Source organism: Streptomyces sp. NBC_00510, from assembly GCA_036013505.1.
GTDB lineage: Bacteria > Actinomycetota > Actinomycetes > Streptomycetales > Streptomycetaceae > Actinacidiphila.
Genome location: CP107851.1, coordinates 3,033,142 through 3,050,643, shown reverse-complemented (window position 1 = coordinate 3,050,643; position 17,502 = coordinate 3,033,142). Strand labels below are relative to the sequence as shown.

Annotated in this window: 15 protein-coding genes; 7 read left to right on the top strand and 8 right to left on the bottom strand. The window is 74.1% G+C overall.

Translation table 11 applies throughout. The annotated features are described in order from the left end of the window. The first annotated feature begins 5 nt into the window (after positions 1 to 5). Entirely contained in the window at positions 6 to 1,538 is a 1,533-nt protein-coding gene (locus OG937_13465) for a glycosyltransferase family 39 protein (protein WUD72626.1), read from the top strand. Here the strand turns inward: OG937_13465 and OG937_13460 are convergent, their stop codons facing one another. Then, positions 1,539 to 1,946 (bottom strand): NTP pyrophosphohydrolase, encoded by a 408-nt coding sequence (locus tag OG937_13460; GenBank protein ID WUD72625.1) that lies wholly within the window; start codon positions 1,944 to 1,946, stop codon positions 1,539 to 1,541. It abuts the gene before it with no gap. A 129-nt stretch (positions 1,947 to 2,075) separates the two neighbouring features. Between OG937_13460 and OG937_13455 the strand changes: the two genes are divergently transcribed. The 3 genes from OG937_13455 (at position 2,076) to OG937_13445 (ending at position 5,139) form a co-directional block, all read left to right on the top strand. Further along, positions 2,076 to 2,813: a DsbA family protein gene (locus tag OG937_13455; protein WUD72624.1), complete on the top strand. Its 738-nt coding sequence runs from the start codon at positions 2,076 to 2,078 to the stop codon at positions 2,811 to 2,813. An 89-nt stretch (positions 2,814 to 2,902) separates the two neighbouring features. Beyond that, complete coding sequence (locus OG937_13450; protein WUD72623.1) at positions 2,903 to 4,186, top strand: peptidoglycan-binding protein; 1,284 nt, start codon at positions 2,903 to 2,905, stop codon at positions 4,184 to 4,186. After that, a complete protein-coding gene (locus OG937_13445) occupies positions 4,183 to 5,139 on the top strand; it encodes an SPFH domain-containing protein (GenBank protein WUD72622.1) in 957 nt (318 codons plus the stop codon). The genes OG937_13450 and OG937_13445 overlap by 4 nt, the downstream gene beginning before the upstream one ends. A 63-nt stretch (positions 5,140 to 5,202) precedes the next feature. Here OG937_13445 and OG937_13440 read toward each other — a convergent pair whose 3' ends face one another. From OG937_13440 to OG937_13420, 5 genes are all read right to left on the bottom strand, one after another. Then, positions 5,203 to 7,341 carry a 3-hydroxyacyl-CoA dehydrogenase NAD-binding domain-containing protein gene (locus OG937_13440; GenBank protein WUD72621.1) on the bottom strand — a complete coding sequence of 713 codons (2,139 nt, stop codon included), beginning with the start codon at positions 7,339 to 7,341 and terminating at the stop codon, positions 5,203 to 5,205. Then, complete coding sequence (locus tag OG937_13435; GenBank protein WUD72620.1) at positions 7,338 to 8,558, bottom strand: acetyl-CoA C-acyltransferase; 1,221 nt, start codon at positions 8,556 to 8,558, stop codon at positions 7,338 to 7,340. The genes OG937_13440 and OG937_13435 overlap by 4 nt, the downstream gene beginning before the upstream one ends. Before the next feature lie 660 nt (positions 8,559 to 9,218). Then, positions 9,219 to 10,460 carry an HRDC domain-containing protein gene (locus OG937_13430; GenBank protein ID WUD72619.1) on the bottom strand — a complete coding sequence of 414 codons (1,242 nt, stop codon included), beginning with the start codon at positions 10,458 to 10,460 and terminating at the stop codon, positions 9,219 to 9,221. A 79-nt stretch (positions 10,461 to 10,539) separates the two neighbouring features. Then, positions 10,540 to 11,202, bottom strand: a complete 663-nt coding sequence (locus tag OG937_13425) for a response regulator transcription factor (GenBank protein WUD72618.1) — start codon at positions 11,200 to 11,202, stop codon at positions 10,540 to 10,542. A gap of 215 nt (positions 11,203 to 11,417) precedes the next feature. Then, on the bottom strand, positions 11,418 to 12,068 hold the full coding sequence (locus OG937_13420; GenBank protein ID WUD72617.1) for a DUF3000 domain-containing protein: 651 nt from the start codon (positions 12,066 to 12,068) through the stop codon (positions 11,418 to 11,420). A gap of 89 nt (positions 12,069 to 12,157) precedes the next feature. Here OG937_13420 and hemE point away from each other — a divergent pair, with 89 nt between their 5' ends. After that, positions 12,158 to 13,201 carry a uroporphyrinogen decarboxylase gene (gene hemE, locus OG937_13415; protein WUD72616.1) on the top strand — a complete coding sequence of 348 codons (1,044 nt, stop codon included), beginning with the start codon at positions 12,158 to 12,160 and terminating at the stop codon, positions 13,199 to 13,201. Between the two features lie 46 nt (positions 13,202 to 13,247). Here the strand turns inward: hemE and OG937_13410 are convergent, their stop codons facing one another. Next, positions 13,248 to 14,279, bottom strand: coding sequence for a DUF4349 domain-containing protein (locus OG937_13410; GenBank protein ID WUD72615.1), 1,032 nt, complete (start codon positions 14,277 to 14,279; stop codon positions 13,248 to 13,250). A gap of 127 nt (positions 14,280 to 14,406) precedes the next feature. Here OG937_13410 and hemG point away from each other — a divergent pair, with 127 nt between their 5' ends. Further along, the gene (hemG, locus tag OG937_13405; GenBank protein WUD72614.1) at positions 14,407 to 15,852 is read left to right on the top strand and encodes a protoporphyrinogen oxidase; all 1,446 of its coding nucleotides are present in this window, start codon (positions 14,407 to 14,409) and stop codon (positions 15,850 to 15,852) included. A gap of 4 nt (positions 15,853 to 15,856) precedes the next feature. Continuing rightward, positions 15,857 to 16,588, top strand: a complete 732-nt coding sequence (locus OG937_13400; protein ID WUD72613.1) for a chlorite dismutase family protein — start codon at positions 15,857 to 15,859, stop codon at positions 16,586 to 16,588. A 118-nt stretch (positions 16,589 to 16,706) separates the two neighbouring features. On the opposite strand, the gene OG937_13395 is transcribed toward OG937_13400, so the two are convergent. After that, complete coding sequence (locus OG937_13395; protein WUD72612.1) at positions 16,707 to 17,456, bottom strand: TIGR04222 domain-containing membrane protein; 750 nt, start codon at positions 17,454 to 17,456, stop codon at positions 16,707 to 16,709. Positions 17,457 to 17,502: the final 46 nt, after the last annotated feature.

The following is a 17,502-nucleotide window of genomic DNA, read 5'->3' as shown; positions in this document are numbered from 1 at the left end:
GGCGCGTGCCGACCCGCCCCGAGACCGCCCGCGCCGCCGCGCCCGCGCTCCAGGACCGGCGGGCGGACGGCGCCCCGTCCCGGACGCCCTCACCGTTCACCCGGTTCTCGTGGCCCGTGCTGCTCCCGCTGCTGACGCTGGTGGCGGCGCTGGTCCATCTGCCCTCCTTCGTACGCCCCGTCTGGAACCCCGACGAGGGGTTCCTCGCGACCCAGGCGCGCGTGCTCGCTTCCGGAGGCGTCCTCTACGACACCGTCGTGGACCGCAAGCCCCCGCTGCTGCCGTGGCTCTACGAGGGGGCGTTCGTGCTCTTCGGCGACGGCTCGCTCCGGCCCGTGCGGGCGGCGGCCGTCGTGGCGCACGTGGTGACCGCGGCGCTGCTCGTCGCCCTCGCCCGGCGCCGCTGGGGCGACCGGTGGGGCGCGGCCGCCGGGTTCGGCTACCTGCTGCTGTCGGTGGGGCTGGCGCCCGAGGACACGCAGGCGGCGTCCTTCGAGGTCTTCACCCTGCCGTGGACGGTCGCCGCCGTGCTGTGCGCCGACCGCGGGCGCTGGGGCGCGGCCGGGGTGGCGGTGGCCGGGGCGGCGCTGACCAAGCAGACCGGCGCGGTGGTGCTCCTCCCGGTGGTCTGGATGCTGTGGCGGGCCCGGCGGGGGAGTGCGGCCGCGTCCGCGTCCGCTGGAGCATGGGCCCGGTTGGCGGCGGGGTGCGCGCTGCCCGTCGTGGCCGTGGCCCTGGCGACCGGTGCGGGGCGCTTCGTCTTCTGGACGGTCACCGGCTCCGGGGCCTACATCTCGCCCGAGGGAGCCTGGCTGCTCGCGGCCGGGCGGGGGCTCGGCAACGCCGCGATCCTCGCGGCGGCCGGGGCTGGGCTGGTGCTGCCGGCCGTCCGGCTCGCCGCGCGCCGGAGGGCCGGTGCCGGGGCCGAGTTGTGGATCTGGCTCGGCGCGGCCGCCGTCGCCGTCGTGGCGGGCTTCCAGTTCTACGGCCACTACTACCTGCAACTGCTGCCCCCGCTCACGCTCGTCGGGGTGGCCGCGCTGCGCCGGCTGCCCGCGCGCGGTCCGGCCCGAAAGGCGGCCGCGGTCTGGACGGTGCTGGCGGCGGCCGTGTTCACCGGCTGGGGCTTCGCCGCCCCGCGCGCCGAACTCGACCACGCCCGGGCCGTCGCCGCCGCGATCCGCGCCCACACCGACGCGGACGGGACCGTCCTGGTGTGGGGCATGCACCCGGAGCAGTACTGGCTGTCCGGGCGCGCACCGGCCGGCCGGTTCCTCACGGCGGGATTCCTCACCAACTTCAGCGGCGGCCGCGGCGGGGCCCGGGTCGGCGAGGAGTACGCCGTACCGGGCGCCTGGGCGGCCTTCCGCCGCGAGTTCTCCGCCGCGCCCCCGGCCGTCGTGGTCGACGACTCGCGGGACGCCCCCTACGGCGCGGCGCACGTGCCCGGTCTGCGCCGCCTGCTCGACCGGGGCGGCTACGAGCGCGTCGCCACCGCAGACGGCGCGGTGCTGTACGTCCGGCCGTCTCGCCGGTAGTCAGGCACGCACCGACCGCGGCCCCGTGACGGCCGCGCCGTGGGCGGTCACCCGGCGGCGCAGCTCGCGGTCGGCCGTCACGACCAGGCACGGCAGCTCCGCCGGACGGCCCGCGACGAGTTCGGCGATGAGGTCGTCACCGCTGCCGGGCGCCGCCTCGACCCGTACCCCCGGCACGGGTGCCACGCCCCGGGCCGCGCCCTCCACGACGAGCACGACGTCGAGCGGCGCCCGCCGGGCCCATTCCGGCACGTCCGCCCGCTCCGGCAGCCCGGTACCGGCCAGCCCGGCGAGGGTGTCCCGCAGGCGCTCCGTCGCCCCGTGCCGGTCCCGCCACCACCCGTCGGGGACGGACCCCACGGTGTTGGCGGCGTCGACCACGACCAGGGGCGCGCTCCCACCGTTCACCGGCCCACCCTGTCACAGCCGGCCCGGGGCCGGGTGTCCTGCTCGGTGACCGGCCGGCGGGGCAGGTGCATAGGGCGGAGGCCGTACCCTCCCACGGGGCGTGCTCGTACGCGGTGGTAGAAAGTCCCGGTGAAGCAGACGAAGTCCAAGCGCTGGCAGTCCTACGCCGGGACGGTGATCGTCCTGGGCGTGGTGTTCGGGGGTTCGGCCGTCCTCGGGGCGCATGTGCGCAGTGAGAAGCAGCACGAGGTCAAGGTACCGGCCGGCGCCTCGGGCGAGGAACAGCTGGCGGTGCCGGTCAAGCCGACGAAGCTGCCGGTGACGCTGACCGTGTACGAGGACCTGCGCAGCCCGGAGTCGAAGGCCTTCGCCGCCGAGTACGGGGACACCCTCGCGAAGCTGGTCGCCACCGGTCAGGTGGGGATCGACTACCGCCTGGTGACGCCGACCGACACCGCGGACGGCGGCACGGGCTCCCTGGCCGCCGCCAACGCGGCCGCGTGCGCCCAGGACGTGGGCCGTTTCCAGGAGTACGTCGCGCAGGTGTGGGACGCCCAGCCCGCCGACGCCTCGGAGGACCCGTTCACCAGTGACACGTTCCTGAAGGGCCTGGCCAAGAAGGCCGGCGACGTGGACGAGACGCACTTCGTCCCGTGCGTCCAGGGCGGGGACCACGACGGGTGGGTGCGGCGCTCCCAGGAGGAGTTCGCCGCGGCCGGGTTCACCTCCGCGCCGGTCGTGCAGGTGAACGGCGAGACCGTCACCGACCCTTCGGGCGGCGCGTCCGGGCTCACCCCCGAGAGGCTGACGCAGCTGGTCGACAAGGCCGTCGCCGAGGTCGTGAACAGCACCACCGCGACAGGCTGACCACACCACCTGCTGTCATTCCATCAGATTTATGTGGAAATCGGGTAATAAGGGCATGTGGCACTCGATCGCGAGGAGTGGTGGTGCGCATGTCCACACCGGTGTTCGACGAGGTCGGGCCGCAGCCGGGCTGCGTCTGTGAGGACTGCGCACGGCGGCGGCTGATCCGGGCGGCGACCCGCGCCACGCCCCCGTGCGCGCCACCGGCCGCCGCTCCCGTCGCGCTGGTCCTCCTGGCCACGGCCGGCGCGGCCGTCATGGCGCCCGCCGCCGTGGCGGCCCCCGCGGAGGACGCCGGCCAGGCCGCGTCCGCGGGCCTGACCGAGCAGGCGCAGCCCGACCGGATCGGCGCCGTGGCCCCGCTCCGGCTGACCCGCGATCAGATCCTGGAGCGGGCCCAGCGCTGGATCGACGCCCGCGTCCCGTACGACATGCGCCGCCGCTGGCGGGACGGCTACCGGCAGGACTGCTCCGGATTCGTCTCCATGGCCTGGGGCCTGGGCAGCAGCCAGTGGACCGGCACGCTGCCGCGCTTCGCGGAACGGATCGGCCGCGGTGATCTCGAACCCGGCGACATCCTGCTCTTCCACAACCCCCGCGACCCCGTCGACGGCTCCCACGTCACGATCTTCGGGGGCTGGGCGAACGCCGCGCACAACCGCTACGTGGCCTACGAGGAGACCCGGCCGCGCGCCCGGGTGCGCACGACCCCGTACGCCTACTGGGACCATTCCAAGCGCTACGTCCCCTACCGCTACAAGTACCTGAGCGGCGAGGGCTACGACGACTTCTACGACGACCTCTACGGGGACCTCGACCTCGGTGACCTGGCCTCCGGCTACCCGGGAAGCGTGTCCTTCGGCCCCGGCGCCTCCAACGGCTACGTCACCCGGCTCGGCCGGATGCTGCGGAAGCGGGGCGCGGGCGCGTACTACCACGACGGTCCGGGACCCCGCTGGAGCGACGCCGACCGCGAGGCCACCCGCGCCTTCCAGCGCGCCCAGGGCTGGAAGGGCGACCAGGCCGACGGCTTCCCGGGCCCCCTGACGTGGCGTTACCTGACCGAGGGTGCCGGGTCCGACGTCGGCGGCGGCCGCTCGCCGGCGCCCCCGGCCCGCCAGGCACACCTGGCCCAGCCGGCCTACCCGGGCCTCGGGGGCTTCCGGCCCGGCCAGTCGGGCCCGCACGTGCTCGCGCTGGGACGGCGGCTGGCTGCCAAGGGCTTCGGCCGGTTCTACGCGAAGGGGCCCGGCCCCCGCTGGGGCGAGGCCGACCGGCGCGCGGTGGAGGCCTTCCAGCGGTCCCAGGGCTGGTCGGGCAGCCAGGCGGACGGCTACCCGGGTCCCGAGACGTGGAGGCGGCTCTTCTCATGACGATCACCCCCCAGGGGAGCCGGGCCGAACGTCCCGTCCCCGCCCAGGCCCCCACCGCCTACGCCACCCCCGGCCGGGCCGGCGCGGCGCCGCTGCCCGAGATCGCCGAGCGTCCGGGACGCTGCCTTCCCGGCGGCCTCGCCGTGCTCACGGCCCTGGCGGCGGCCGGAGGCACGGCGGCGCTCGTGCTGGGCCCCACCGGGACGTCCCCCGCCGTCCGCGGCGGCGCCGTGGCCGTCCTCGTGGCGCTCACGGCCCTGACCGCGCTGGGCCTCGCCCGGGGCCGCCCCGGCTCCGTGTGGATGCTCACCCGGCACGGCGCCTACCACGGCACCGTCCGCCGCACCGGACTGCTGTGGATCAGCCCGCTGCTCGTCCGCCGCCGCATCGACACCAGCCTGCGCCACTGGCGCAGCAGCCCCATCGAGGCCACCGACGCGGGCGGCACCCCGCTGCAGATCACGGTCCTGGTGGTGTGGCGGGTCCGCGACACCGCGCGGGCCGCCTTCGGCGTCCACGACCACGTCCGCTACCTGCGCGAACAGGTCGAGGCCGCGGTCGCCCGCTGCGTGTCCCGGCTGCCAGCCGACGACTTCCACGGTCCCGGTCCCACGCTCCGCGCCACCGACCGTCTTGCGGACGACCTCACCCGGATCCTCGTCCAGGACCTGCGGCCGGTCGGCGTCGAGGTGTTCTCCGCCCAGCCCGTCCGCGTCGACTACGCCCCCGCCGTGGCCTCCGCCATGCGCCGCGCCCAGCTGGCGGCGCTCGACGCCCGCCACCGCCGGGCCGCCCTCGACGACGCCCTCACCGCCGTCGGCGAGACCGTACGGGGCCTGCTCGAGCGCGGCCTGGTCGACCTCGACGACTACGAACGCAAGGCCCTCGTGCGGGACCTGACGGTCGCCTACTGCACCGCCCACGTCCCCGACGGCGGCGCGCAGGCCTCCTGAGCCGCGCACGCGGAAGGGGCCCCCGCCGGACGGCGGGGGCCCCTTCCGCGTACGCAGCCGGCGTTACGCCGGGACGGAGGCCACGCCCGGGGCCAGGAACGGCTTGCCGTTCACCCGCTCCGAGACGCCCTCACGGTCCAGGTACGGCGTGATGCCGCCCAGGTGGAAGGGCCAGCCGGCACCGGTGATCAGGCACAGGTCGATGTCCTGCGCCTCGGCGACGACGCCCTCCTCCAGCATGATCCCGATCTCCTGCGCGACGGCGTCCAGGACGCGGGCGCGCACCTGCTCCTCCGTCAGGACGCTGTCACCCTGCACCAGGAGCGCGGCGACCTCGGGGTCCAGCTCCGGCTTGAAGCCGTTCTCGGCGGAGTAGACGTAGAAGCCGCGCTTGCCCGCCTTGACGACGGCCGCGAGGTTCGGGGAGACCGTGAAGCGGTCCGGGAAGGCGCGGTTGAGCGTCTCGGAGACGTGCAGACCGATCGCCGGGCCGACCAGCTCCAGCAGCACCAGCGGGGACATCGGCAGGCCGAGCGGCTCGATGGCCTTCTCCGCCGTCTCCACCGGGGTGCCCTCGTCGATGACGTTCTGGATCTCGCCCATGAAGCGGGTGAGGATGCGGTTGACGACGAACGCCGGGGCGTCCTTGGTCAGCACCGCGGTCTTCTTCAGCTTCTTCGCCACGGCGAACGCGGTGGCCAGCGACGCGTCGTCGGTCTGCTCGCCGCGCACGATCTCCAGCAGCGGCAGCACCGCGACCGGGTTGAAGAAGTGGAAGCCGACGACCCGCTCCGGGTGCTCCAGCTTCGAGGCCATCTCGGAGACCGAGAGGGAGGAGGTGTTGGTGGCCAGGATCGTCTCCGGCTTCACCACCGCCTCGACCTCGGCGAACACCTGCTGCTTGACGCCGATCTCCTCGAAGACCGCCTCGATGACGAAGTCCGCGTCGCCGAAGGCGGCGGCCTTGTCGAGGGAGCCGGACACCAGGCCCTTGAGGCGGTTCGCCTTGTCCTGGTTGACCCGGCCCTTGAGCAGCAGCTTGTCGATCTCGCCGTGGACGTAGCCCACGCCCTTGTCCACGCGCTCCCGGTCGATGTCGGTGAGGACCACCGGCACCTCCAGGCGGCGCGCGAAGAGCAGCGCCAGCTGCGAGGCCATCAGACCGGCGCCGACGACGCCCACCTTGGTGACCGGGCGGGCCAGGTTCTTGTCCGGGGCACCGGCCGGGCGCTTGCCGCGCTTCTGCACCAGGTTGAAGGCGTAGATGCCGGAGCGCAGCTCGCCGCCCATGATGAGGTCCGCCAGGGCCTCGTCCTCGGCGTCGAAACCGGCCGACAGGTCACCGTCCTTGGCGGCGGCGATGATGTCCAGCGCGCGGTACGCGGCCGGGGCGGCGCCGTGCACCTTGGAGTCGGCGAAGGCGCGGCCCTTGGCGACGGCCTCGTCCCACGCCGCGCCACGGTCCACCTCGGGGCGGACGATCTGGATCTCGCCCTTGAGGACGGCGGCGGTCCAGGAGAGCGACTGCTCCAGGAAGTCCGCGCCGTCGAACAGCGCGTCGGCGATGCCCAGGTCGTAGACCTGACCACCCTTCAGTTGCTTGTTCTGGTTGAGCGAGTTCTCGATGATGACGCTCACCGCGCGCTCGGCGCCGATGAGGTTCGGCAGCAGCGCGCAGCCGCCCCAGCCCGGGACCAGGCCCAGGAAGACCTCGGGGAGGGAGAAGGCCGGGATGGCCGAGGAGACGGTGCGGTAGCCGCAGTGCAGGCCGACCTCGACGCCGCCGCCCATGGCCGCGCCGTTGTAGTACGCGAAGGTCGGCACCGCGAGGGACTGCAGACGGCGGAAGACGTCGTGGCCGCCCTTGCCGATCGCCAGGGCGTCCTCACGCCGCTTCAGCAGCTCGACGCCCTTGAGGTCGGCGCCGACCGCGAAGATGAACGGCTTGCCGGTGATGCCCACACCGACGATCCCGCCGTCCGCGGCCTCCTTCTCGACCTGGTCGAGGGCGGCGCTCAGGTTCGCCAGCGACTGCGGTCCGAAGGTGGTCGGCTTGGTGTGGTCCAGGCCGTTGTCCAGGGTGATGAGCGCGAAACGCCCGGCGCCCTGGGGGAGGTCGAGGTGGCGCACCTGCGCCTGCGTCACGACCTCGTCCGGGAACAGCTCGGCCGCTCCCTTGAGGAGCTCGGCGGTGGTGGTCACTTGCTGCCTCCGTCGAAGTGCGGGTTCTCCCAGATCACGGTGCCGCCCATGCCGAAGCCCACGCACATGGTGGTCAGGCCGTAGCGGACGTGCGGCTGCTCCTCGAACTGGCGGGCCAGCTGCGTCATCAGACGGACGCCGGAGGAAGCGAGCGGGTGGCCGAACGCGATGGCGCCACCGTACTGGTTGACGCGTGCGTCGTCGTCGGCGATGCCGTAGTGGTCGAGGAACGACAGCACCTGCACGGCGAACGCCTCGTTGACCTCGAACAGGCCGATGTCGGAGATCGACAGGCCCGCCTTGGCGAGCGCCTTCTCCGTCGCCGGGATCGGGCCGACGCCCATCACCTCGGGCTCGACGCCCACGAAGGCGTAGGAGACCAGGCGCATCTTCACCGGGAGGCCCAGCTCCTGGGCGACGTCCTCGGCGGCGATCAGGGAAGCGGTGGCACCGTCGTTCAGCCCCGCCGAGTTGCCCGCCGTCACGTTGCCGTGGGCGCGGAACGGGGTCTTGAGGCCGGCCAGGTTCTCCAGCGTGGTGCCCGGGCGCATCGGCTCGTCCGTCGTCGCCAGGCCCCAGCCGGTCTCGCCGCCCTCGGGGGAGGTGCGGCGCACCGAGATCGGCACCAGGTCCTGCTGGATCTTGCCGTTCGCGTACGCCTTCGCGGCCTTCTCCTGGCTGCGGACCGCGTACTCGTCGGCGCGCTGCTTGGTCAGGTGCGGGAAGCGGTCGTGCAGGTTCTCCGCCGTCATGCCCATGAACAGGGCGGAGTCGTCGACCAGCTTCTCCGACACGAAGCGCGGGTTCGGGTCCACGCCCTCGCCCATCGGGTGCCGGCCCATGTGCTCCACGCCGCCCGCGACCGCCACGTCGTACGCCCCGAAGGCGACGCCGCCGGCGACGCTGGTGACCGCGGTCATCGCGCCCGCGCACATGCGGTCGATGGAGAAACCGGGCACCGACTTGGGCAGCCCCGCCAGGATCGCGGCCGTACGGCCCAGGGTCAGGCCCTGGTCGCCGATCTGGGTGGTCGCGGCGATGGCGACCTCGTCGATGAGCTCCGGGGAGAGCGCGGGGTTGCGCCGCAGCAGCTCCCGGATGGACTTGATGACCAGGTCGTCGGCACGGGTCTCGTGGTAGATGCCCTTCGGGCCCGCCTTGCCGAACGGGGTGCGGACGCCGTCGACGAAGACGACGTCCCTAGCGGTACGAGGCACGTTGGCTCTCCTCAAGATGCGGGTTCGCTTGCCGCGGGCAGAAGACGGCGGCTCCGCCGTACATGCTACTCGCGGGTAACCGATGTGCACAGTGCGGGTGTGCGGGGTCACACGTTCGGTCTTCCTCCGGGGTTCCCGCGTGCGGCCGTTCGTGCTTGCCGTGGGGTTTCTGAGGGTGGCCCGGCGCGGTCAGTGCGGGTTCGCCCTGTGGGTCGTGGGCCGGGGTCGGGGCCTGCGGGGCTGGGCATTCTGGACCGCATATTTATGTGCATGACGGGCGGTCCAGGTCCTTGCCGTCCGTGCCGCACAACAAATACACGTCAGCGTCCAGAACGCCCACCCCTACGCCCCCGCCCCCTCCGCATGCGACGCGACTGACGGCCGGAGAGTGGGGTGAGAAGGCGGTCCGGGGTGGCCGCAAGTGCCTTACTCACCCCCCACCGGCCGTCATGCGCCCCAACCCGTGGGAGGGGGTGTGGCGAGGTGCGCCCATGGGGGTCCCCCCGGCCGAAGGCTGGGGGAGTGCGCCGGCGCGGCCCCGACCCAGGCACACGATGCGAGACCCGCACTGACCGCGCCGGGCAAGCGGGCGGGGGAACCGCCCGCCGCAGGCGCAAACAACCCGCACACAACAGGCGGCCGCGAGGGGCAACCCCCGGGTTACGCCGGAGGCGTTGCCGCGAGCGCCGCCGTGAGGATGGGCGTGGTGAGCTCGACCTGCCAGGGGCGCGCGCCGGCGTCCTGGAGGAAGGCCGACACGGACTCGGGGCTGCGGTCCCGCGGGGGCGCCCAGCACAGGCGGCGGACGGTGTCCGGGGTGATGAGGTTCTCCTGGGGGAGGTTCAGCTGCTCCGCCAGCGCGGAGACCGCCGCGCGGGCCGCGGAGAGCCGGGCCGCGGCGGCCGGGTCCTTGTCGGCCCAGGCGCGCGGGGGCGGGGGGCCGGTGTAGGCGGGGCCGGGCTGCGGGAGGTCGCGCTCGGGGATGCTGCGGGCGTGGTCGATCGCGGCCTGCCACTGCTCCAGCTGGCGCCGCCCCATGCGGTGCCCGAACCCGGGGAGCGCGGCCAGCGCGTGCGCGTTGGGGGTGGCCTCCAGCGACGCCGTGACGATCGCGGCGTCGGTGAGGACGCGGCCGGGGGAGACGTCCCGTTCGCGGGCGAGCCGGTCCCGGAGGTTCCACAGTTCGCGTACGACCGCCATCTGGCGGCGCCGGCGCACCTTGTGCATGCCGGAGGTGCGGCGCCAGGGGTCGACGCGGGGCGGGGGCGGCGGGGCCGCGGCGATGGCCGCGAACTCCTGCAGCGCCCACTCCAGCTTGCCCTGGGCGCGCAGTTCCTCCTCCAGCGCGTCGCGCAGGTCGACCAGGAGCTCGACGTCGAGCGCGGCGTACCGCAGCCACGGTTCGGGGAGCGGCCGGGTCGACCAGTCGACGGCGGAGTGGCCCTTCTCCAGGGCGTACCCGAGGACGTTCTCCACCATCGCGCCGAGCCCGACCCGAGCGAACCCGGCCAGGCGGCCGGCCAGCTCGGTGTCGAACAGCCGGGCGGGTCGCATGCCCGCCTCGTCGAGGCACGGCAGGTCCTGCGTGGCGGCGTGCAGCACCCATTCCGTGCCGTCGAGCGCGGCGCTCAGCGCCGACAGGTCCGGACAGGCGACGGGGTCGATCAGCGCGGTCCCTGCCCCGGTGCGGCGCAGCTGGACCAGATAGGCCCGCTGACCGTAGCGGTAACCGGATGCGCGCTCGGCGTCGACGGCGACAGGTCCGGAGCCCGCGGCGAAAGCCGCGACGATGTCGGCGAAGGCCTCCGGGCTGGCGGTCACCGGCGGGATTCCCTCGCGCGGGTCCAGCAGCGGGACCGGCGCCGGGGGTGCTTCTGTTGCGGTCTCTCGGGCGTCGGTCACCAGTCAAGAGTATCTGTGTACAGCAGGCGCCCGCCGACGGAACGTTCCGTCGGCGGGCGCACGCGGGATATGACTTCGATCAGTGGATGATGCCGGTACGCAGCGCTACCGCGACCATGCCCGCGCGGTCACCGGTGCCCAGCTTGCGGGCGATCCGGGCCAGGTGGCTCTTCACGGTCAGCGCCGACAGCCCCATGGAGACGCCGATCGCCTTGTTCGACTGGCCCTCCGCGACCAGTCGCAGCACCTCCACCTCGCGGCCGGACAGTTCGCGGTAGCCGCCGCCGTGGCCCGGGGCGCCCGGTGGGCGGCGCTGCAGCCGCTGGCCGGCCGGGCCGAGGGGTACGGCGCCGGGGCGGCCCGGGATGCCGAGGTTGGTGCGGGTGCCGGTGACGACGTAGCCCTTCACACCGCCCGCGAGGGCGTTGCGCACGGCACCGATGTCGTCGGCGGCGGACAGGGCCAGGCCGTTGGGCCAGCCCGCCGCCCGGGTCTCGGCGAGCAGGGTCAGCCCGGAGCCGTCGGGGAGGTGTACGTCGGCGACGCAGATGTCTCGGGGGGTGCCCACCCGGGGCCTGGCCTCGGCGATGGAGGACGCCTCGATCACGTCGCGTACTCCGAGCGCCCACAAGTGGCGCGTGACGGTGGAACGTACGCGGGGATCGGCGACCACCACCATCGCCGTCGGCTTGTTGGGGCGGTAGGCGACCAGGCTTGTGGGGTGCTCGAGAAGAACCGACACCGGGCCTCCTGGGACATTGGCGGGAAGGGTCACAGGTTCCTTCGGCAGCAACTTCGCCCGGCTTTAGAGAATGATCACGACTTGTTTAGTAACAATTCCGGCAATTCGGACGCGCTGTCGACCAGGGTCGATCGAAGGTGTGAAGATCGCGGTCACCGGGTGTCAGACCTTGTTGACGGCGGTAAAGCGAATGGTCAGCGCGGGCGCGGCGGCCCTCAGCGCGTCTGCTGCGGACCGCGCCGCTTCGGCAGCGGCACCACCGAGGGGCCGCCGCCCGGCGGAGGGCAGGAGGGGTCCGTGGGCGCCGGCGGCAGCCCCGCGCAGGTGCACACCAGGTCGCACCAGGCCGCCAGGTGGGTGGCCATGTCCGGTACGCCGCCGTTCACGGCGAGCGGCGTCCACGAGGCCCGGATCTCGATGCGGGTGGAGTCCTCCCGCCCGGCCAGGGCGCCGAAGTGGTGCGAGGAACTGCGTGAGACCGTGCCGCCCGCCGCGGTGAAGGCCGCGCCGCGGCCCTCCAGGGCGCCGGTCAGCCACGACCAGCTCACCTCGGGCAGCAGCGGGTCCGCCGCGATCTCCGGCTCCAGCTCCGCCCGGACGAGGGTGACCAGCCGGAAGGCGCCGTGCCAGCCCTCCTGCCCGTCGGGGTCGTAGAGCAGCACCAGGCGCCCGTCCCCGATTTCCTCGTCGTCGACGACGACCGCCGCCTCCAGGGCGTACGCGTGCGGTGCCAGGCGCTTGGGCGGGGGCACCGGATCGAGCTCCACCTCGTGCCGTACCCGGGCGCGCAGCAGTGCGTCGACCGCGTGCTGGAACGGGAGGGGGGCGTCGTTCCCGTCCGAGAGGTGCCCATGAGCCGCTGCCATGCCCGGAAGCGTAGGCCGAAGGGGGCCCGCAGTGAGGGAGGACACCCGGTCGGGCGGGTCGCCCACTTGGCGCATGCGAAGATTCGGGGGTGAGTGCGCACCAGCAGACCGCTGCTTCCCCCTTCATCCTGGCGTGCCGGCGCCGGCCCGTGCCGCACACCCCCGTGTGGTTCATGCGCCAGGCCGGGCGCTCCCTCCCCGAGTACCTCAAGCTGCGCGAGGGCATCCCCATGCTCGAGTCGTGCATGCGGCCCGACCTCGTCACCGAGATCACGCTGCAGCCCGTTCGGCGGCACAAGGTCGACGCGGCGATCTACTTCAGCGACATCGTGGTGCCGCTCAAGGCCATCGGGCTCGACCTCGACATCAAGCCGGGCGTCGGCCCGGTCGTCGAGCAGCCCATCCGCACCCGGGAGGACCTGCAGCGTCTGCGGCCGCTCGACCCGGACGACGTCAAGTACGTCACCGAGGCGATCGGCATGCTCACGGGTGAACTCGGCACGACGCCGCTGATCGGCTTCGCGGGCGCGCCCTTCACCCTGGCGAGCTACCTCGTCGAGGGCGGTCCGTCGCGCAACCACGAGCGCACCAAGGCCCTCATGTACGGCGAGCCCGAGCTGTGGGCGGAGCTCCTGGACCGCCTCGCGGACATCACCTCGGCCTTCCTGAAGGTGCAGATCGAGGCCGGCGCCAGCGCGGTGCAGCTCTTCGACTCCTGGGTCGGCGCGCTCGCCCCCGAGGACTACCGGCGCTACGTCATGCCCGCCTCCGTCAAGGTCTTCCGGGCCGTCGCGGACTACGGCGTGCCCCGCATCCACTTCGGCGTCGGCACCGGCGAGCTGCTCGGGCTCATGGGCGAGGCCGGCGCGGACGTGGTCGGCGTGGACTGGCGCGTCCCGCTGGACGAGGCCGCCCGCAGGGTCGGCCCCGGCAAGGCGCTCCAGGGCAACCTGGACCCCGCGGTGCTCTTCGCCCCGCGCGAGGCGGTGGAGAAGAAGACCCGCGAGGTCCTGTACTCGGCCGGAGCCGCCCCCGGCCACATCTTCAACCTGGGCCACGGCGTCCTGCCCACCACGGACCCCGACGCCCTGACCCGTCTCGTGGACTTCGTCCACACCGAGACGGCCCGCTGACGGCGGTGTCCCCGCGCCGCCCGGCGCGGGGACACCGGGTCCGCCGCTACTCCCGCGGCTGTGCCCCGCCGTCGCCCGCACCGAGCGGCGCGGGCGCGGTCACCGGCTGCGGGGGCGCGGCGACGGGACGCCGCGCGGGCAGCACCCGGCGCAGCAGCCGGAAGCCCAGGTAGCCGAGGAGGGCCAGGGCGGCGAACGGGGCCAGCACGGCGAGGGCGACCAGGAGGGCCCGCAGGGTCAGGTAGAAGGCGTGCCAGCCGCTGCCGAAGGCGCTGCCCACGGTGGCCCAGAAGCCGTCGTCGTCCTTCTCCGGCGCCTCCTTGACGGCCGGCTCCTGCACCTCCAGCGTGATCGTCGCCATCCCGGTCCGCTCCTTGAGCGAGGCCTGCTGGGCCTCGAGCGACTCCAGGTCGGCCTGGCGGGAGCTGAGTTCGCTCTCCAGGGAGACGATGTCGCTGAGCTTCGCCGCCCGGTCCATCAGCTCCCGTACCCGCGCCACGCTCGCCCGCTGCGTCTTGAGCCGGCTCTCGACGTCCACGACCTGGCCGGTGACGTCCTGGGCGTTCACCTTGCGGTTGCGGAGCGTGCCCAGCTCCGACAGGTCGCGCAGCACCCGGTCGTAGCCCTCCGGCGGCACGCGGAGGGTGATGGTCGAGTACTCGCGGCCGTCGTCGTCCAGGCTGGTGCTCTCGTTGCCGACGTAGCCGCCCGTGCCCTCCACGAGCGTGCGCGCCTTGGCCACCGCGCCGGAGACGTTCTTGGCCTCGACCGTCAGCGTCGCCGTACGCACGATGTACGACTGCGCCAGGGTCGGGGTCCTTCCCGCCCCGGTGCCGGTGCCGGGTCCGCTGCCGGAGCTCTTGCCGGTGGCGTTCTTCGCGTCGCCGTCCGCCGCCCGCGCGCCGGGCTGCTCGGCCACGTCGGGGGCGGCGGCCCCTGCCTTGCTGCCCGCCTCGCTGTAACTGCTGTCGGTGCTGTCGTCGGCGCCGCAGCCGGTGAGCGTGAGGGCGGCGGCCAGTGCCAGGGCGCCGAGGACGGCGGCAAGTGGTCTGCGGGCGGTGGTGGTTGACGTGCTCACAGGGCGTCCCCCCGGGGTCGTTGCGTCTGTTGCCGATTCGACGCGAGGGGCGCGGGGCGGGTTTCGGGTGCGTGATCCCGAAGAGGTCACGGTTAGGGCTCGTTCCGGCGTCTGAGACAGTGGAGCCATGAGCAATACGCAGCCCCGGGCCGGGCATGTGGTGGTCGTGGGCGGCGGGGTCTCCGGACTCGCCGCGGCGCATTTCCTGCTGGAGGACGGGGTGGCACGGGTGACCGTGCTGGAGTCCTCCGGGCGCCTGGGCGGCAAGCTGTACGCGGACGAGATCGCGGGCGTCCCGGTCGACCTGGGCGCCGAGTCGATCCTGGCGCGCCGCCCCGAGGCGGTCGACCTGGCCCGCGCCGTCGGCCTCGGCGACGACCTGGAGGCGCCCGCCACGACGAACGCGGGCCTGTGGACGCGCGGCCGGCTGCGCCCCATGCCCAAGGGCGGCGTCATGGGCGTCCCCGGCGACCTCGGCGCGCTCGCCGCGTCCGGGGTGCTCTCGGCGGCCGGCCTCGCGCGGCTGCCGCTCGACCACGTCCTGCCCCGCACCAAGGTGGGCGAGGACGTGGCGGTGGGCGCCTACGTCGCCGCCCGGCTGGGCCACGAGGTCGTCGACCGGCTCGTCGAACCGCTGCTCGGCGGGGTGTACGCGGGCAACGCGTACGAGATCTCGCTGCGCGCCGCCATCCCGCAGCTGTACGAGGGCGCGCGCGGCGGCCGCTCCCTGATCGAGGCCGTCCGCGAGAGCCAGCGCAAGGCCGCCGCCGCGCGGCAGGACGGCCCGGTCTTCGCCGGCATCCGCGGAGGCGTCGGACGGCTCCCGGTCGCCGTCGCCGCGGCCTGCCGGGCCGCCGGTGCCCGCATCGAGACCGACGCCCCGGTGCGTACGCTGCGCCGCACCCCCGACGGCTGGGAGGTCGCCTTCGACCACGACGGCACCCGCGAGACGCTTTCCGCGGACGCGGTCGTGCTCGCCGTGCCGGCCCCGGCCGCCGCCAAGCTGCTGGCCGCCGAGTCACCGGGCGCCGCCGCGGAGCTCTCGACGGTGGAGTACGCCAGTGTCGCCCTGGTCACCATGGCCTTCCGGCGCCGCGAGATCGCCCACGCGCTGCCCGGCAGCGGCTTCCTCGTCCCGCCGGTGGACGGGCGGACCATCAAGGCGTCCACGTTCTCCAGCCAGAAGTGGCACTGGAGCGGCGCCGCCGACGCGGACGTCTACGTCCTGCGCACCTCGATCGGCCGGCACGGCCAGGAGGCCGACCTCGCGTGGGACGACACCGACCTCGTCCGCCTCTCCCGCGAGGACCTCGGCGAGGCCGTCGGGCTCACCGCGGCCCCCGTCGCGGCCCGCGTCACCCGCTGGGACGGCGGCCTGCCGCAGTACCCGGTCGGCCACCTGGCCCGGGTCGCGCGGCTGCGCGAGCACGTCGCGAAGCTGCCCGGCCTCGAGGTGTGCGGCGCCCTCTACGAGGGCGTCGGCATCCCGGCCTGCGTCGCGAGCGCGCGCGGCGCGGCCACGCAGGTCCTGGGCACCCTGCGGCAGGCTGCGGAACCGGACGCGGGACAATAGCCCCATGACCGACTCCACTGCATCCGCCGCCCCCGCCAAGGCCCCCAACGCCGGCAAGAAGGCCAAGGACCTCAACGAGGTCATCCGCTACACCCTCTGGTCGGTGTTCCGGCTGCGCGACGTCCTGCCCGACGACCGCACCCGCTACGCGGAGGAGGTGGAGGAGCTCTTCGAGCAGCTCGCCGAGAAGGACGTCACGGTCCGCGGCACGTACGACCTGTCGGGGCTGCGCGCCGACGCGGACGTCATGATCTGGTGGCACTCCGAGACCGCCGACGCCCTCCAGGACGCGTACAACCGCTTCCGCCGCACCATGCTGGGGCGCCTGCTGGAGCCCGTCTGGTCGAACATGGCCCTGCACCGCCCGGCGGAGTTCAACAAGAGCCACGTCCCCGCCTTCCTCGCCGACGAGACGGCCCGCGACTACGTCTCCGTCTACCCCTTCGTCCGCTCCTACGACTGGTACCTCCTCCCCGACGAGGACCGCCGCCGCATGCTGGCCGACCACGGCAAGATGGCGCGGGGCTACCCGGACGTGCGGGCGAACACGGTGGCGTCGTTCTCGCTGGGCGACTACGAGTGGATCCTGGCCTTCGAGGCGGACGAGCTGCACCGCATCGTGGACCTGATGCGTCATCTGCGGGCTTCGGAGGCGCGTATGCACGTCCGCGAGGAGGTGCCGTTCTACACCGGTCGTCGTAAGTCGGTGGCGGATCTGGTGGCGGGCCTGGCCTGAGGCCCGGCCCCGCGCGGGGGCTTTGCCGGGCGGCCGTGGGGGAGGGGCCACCGGTCGTCGTAAGTCGGTGGCGGATCTGGTGGCGGGTTCGGCCTGAGGCCCGGCCCCGCGCGGTGCGTCAGCTCAGGGCGGCGCGGAGGGCAGGGTCGGGGAGGGCGGAGGGGCCCCGGACGGCGACGGCGGTGAGGAGCTGCCGGCGGTCGTCGGGGGCCGGGCCGTCGGGGACGTCAACGGCGCGCAGCAGCTCGCGGCCCGCGGGGGCGGCCCAGCGGGTGTAGGGGTGGATCTCGAAGCGCGCGATGGCCAGGCAGCCCAGGGTGACCAGCAGCGGGAGCGCGAACCAGGGCAGCAGGGACCGGCCGGCGGGGCTGAGGGTCGTCGCGGCGGCCAGCGTGACCAGGATGAGGGCGGAGGCCGCGCGGACCTCGCGGATGCCGGTGGAGATCGACTCCCGGGCCGCGGGAGGCACCGCGAGCCCCGCGTCGGCGAGGCCCTGCGCCAAGGCGCGGACCCCGTCGGAGGTCGCGTGCGCCGCGCGTATCGCGGGAACGGGGGCCTGACCCTCGGGGCCGGTGGCGGCGATCAGGGAGCGCTCGATGGCGTCCCGGCCGTCCGGGTCGACGACGGTCGCCCAGCCGGCCCTGGCGAGCAGCAGACGCCGTTCGCGCCCCATCGTGACCATCGCCAGTTCGGTGACCCGGCGTGGTCCGCCGGACAGGAAGGCCATCTCGTAGAGCCCGAGCGCGTGGTCGGCGGCCGGTGCGGCGCCCCCGTCAGGCAGATCGGCCGCGGCGACCGCCGCCCTGCACAAGCGTGTGCAGGAGGCGATCGCCGCGGCCCAGGCCACGAGGAGGAAAAGCATCCACATGGAGGAGTTGTAGCCGACCCCCGTGGGGGTCCGCCCGCGGTTTCCC

Bases quoted from the DNA above. Each gene is read 5' to 3' on its own strand.
- OG937_13450 (WUD72623.1), top strand. From the start codon at position 2,903: ATGTCCACACCGGTGTTCGACGAGGTCGGGCCGCAGCCGGGCTGCGTC.
- OG937_13445 (WUD72622.1), top strand. From the start codon at position 4,183: ATGACGATCACCCCCCAGGGGAGCCGGGCCGAACGTCCCGTCCCCGCC.
- OG937_13420 (WUD72617.1), bottom strand. From the start codon at position 12,068: ATGGCAGCGGCTCATGGGCACCTCTCGGACGGGAACGACGCCCCCCTC.
- hemG (WUD72614.1), top strand. From the start codon at position 14,407: ATGAGCAATACGCAGCCCCGGGCCGGGCATGTGGTGGTCGTGGGCGGC.
- OG937_13400 (WUD72613.1), top strand. From the start codon at position 15,857: ATGACCGACTCCACTGCATCCGCCGCCCCCGCCAAGGCCCCCAACGCC.
- OG937_13395 (WUD72612.1), bottom strand. From the start codon at position 17,456: ATGTGGATGCTTTTCCTCCTCGTGGCCTGGGCCGCGGCGATCGCCTCC.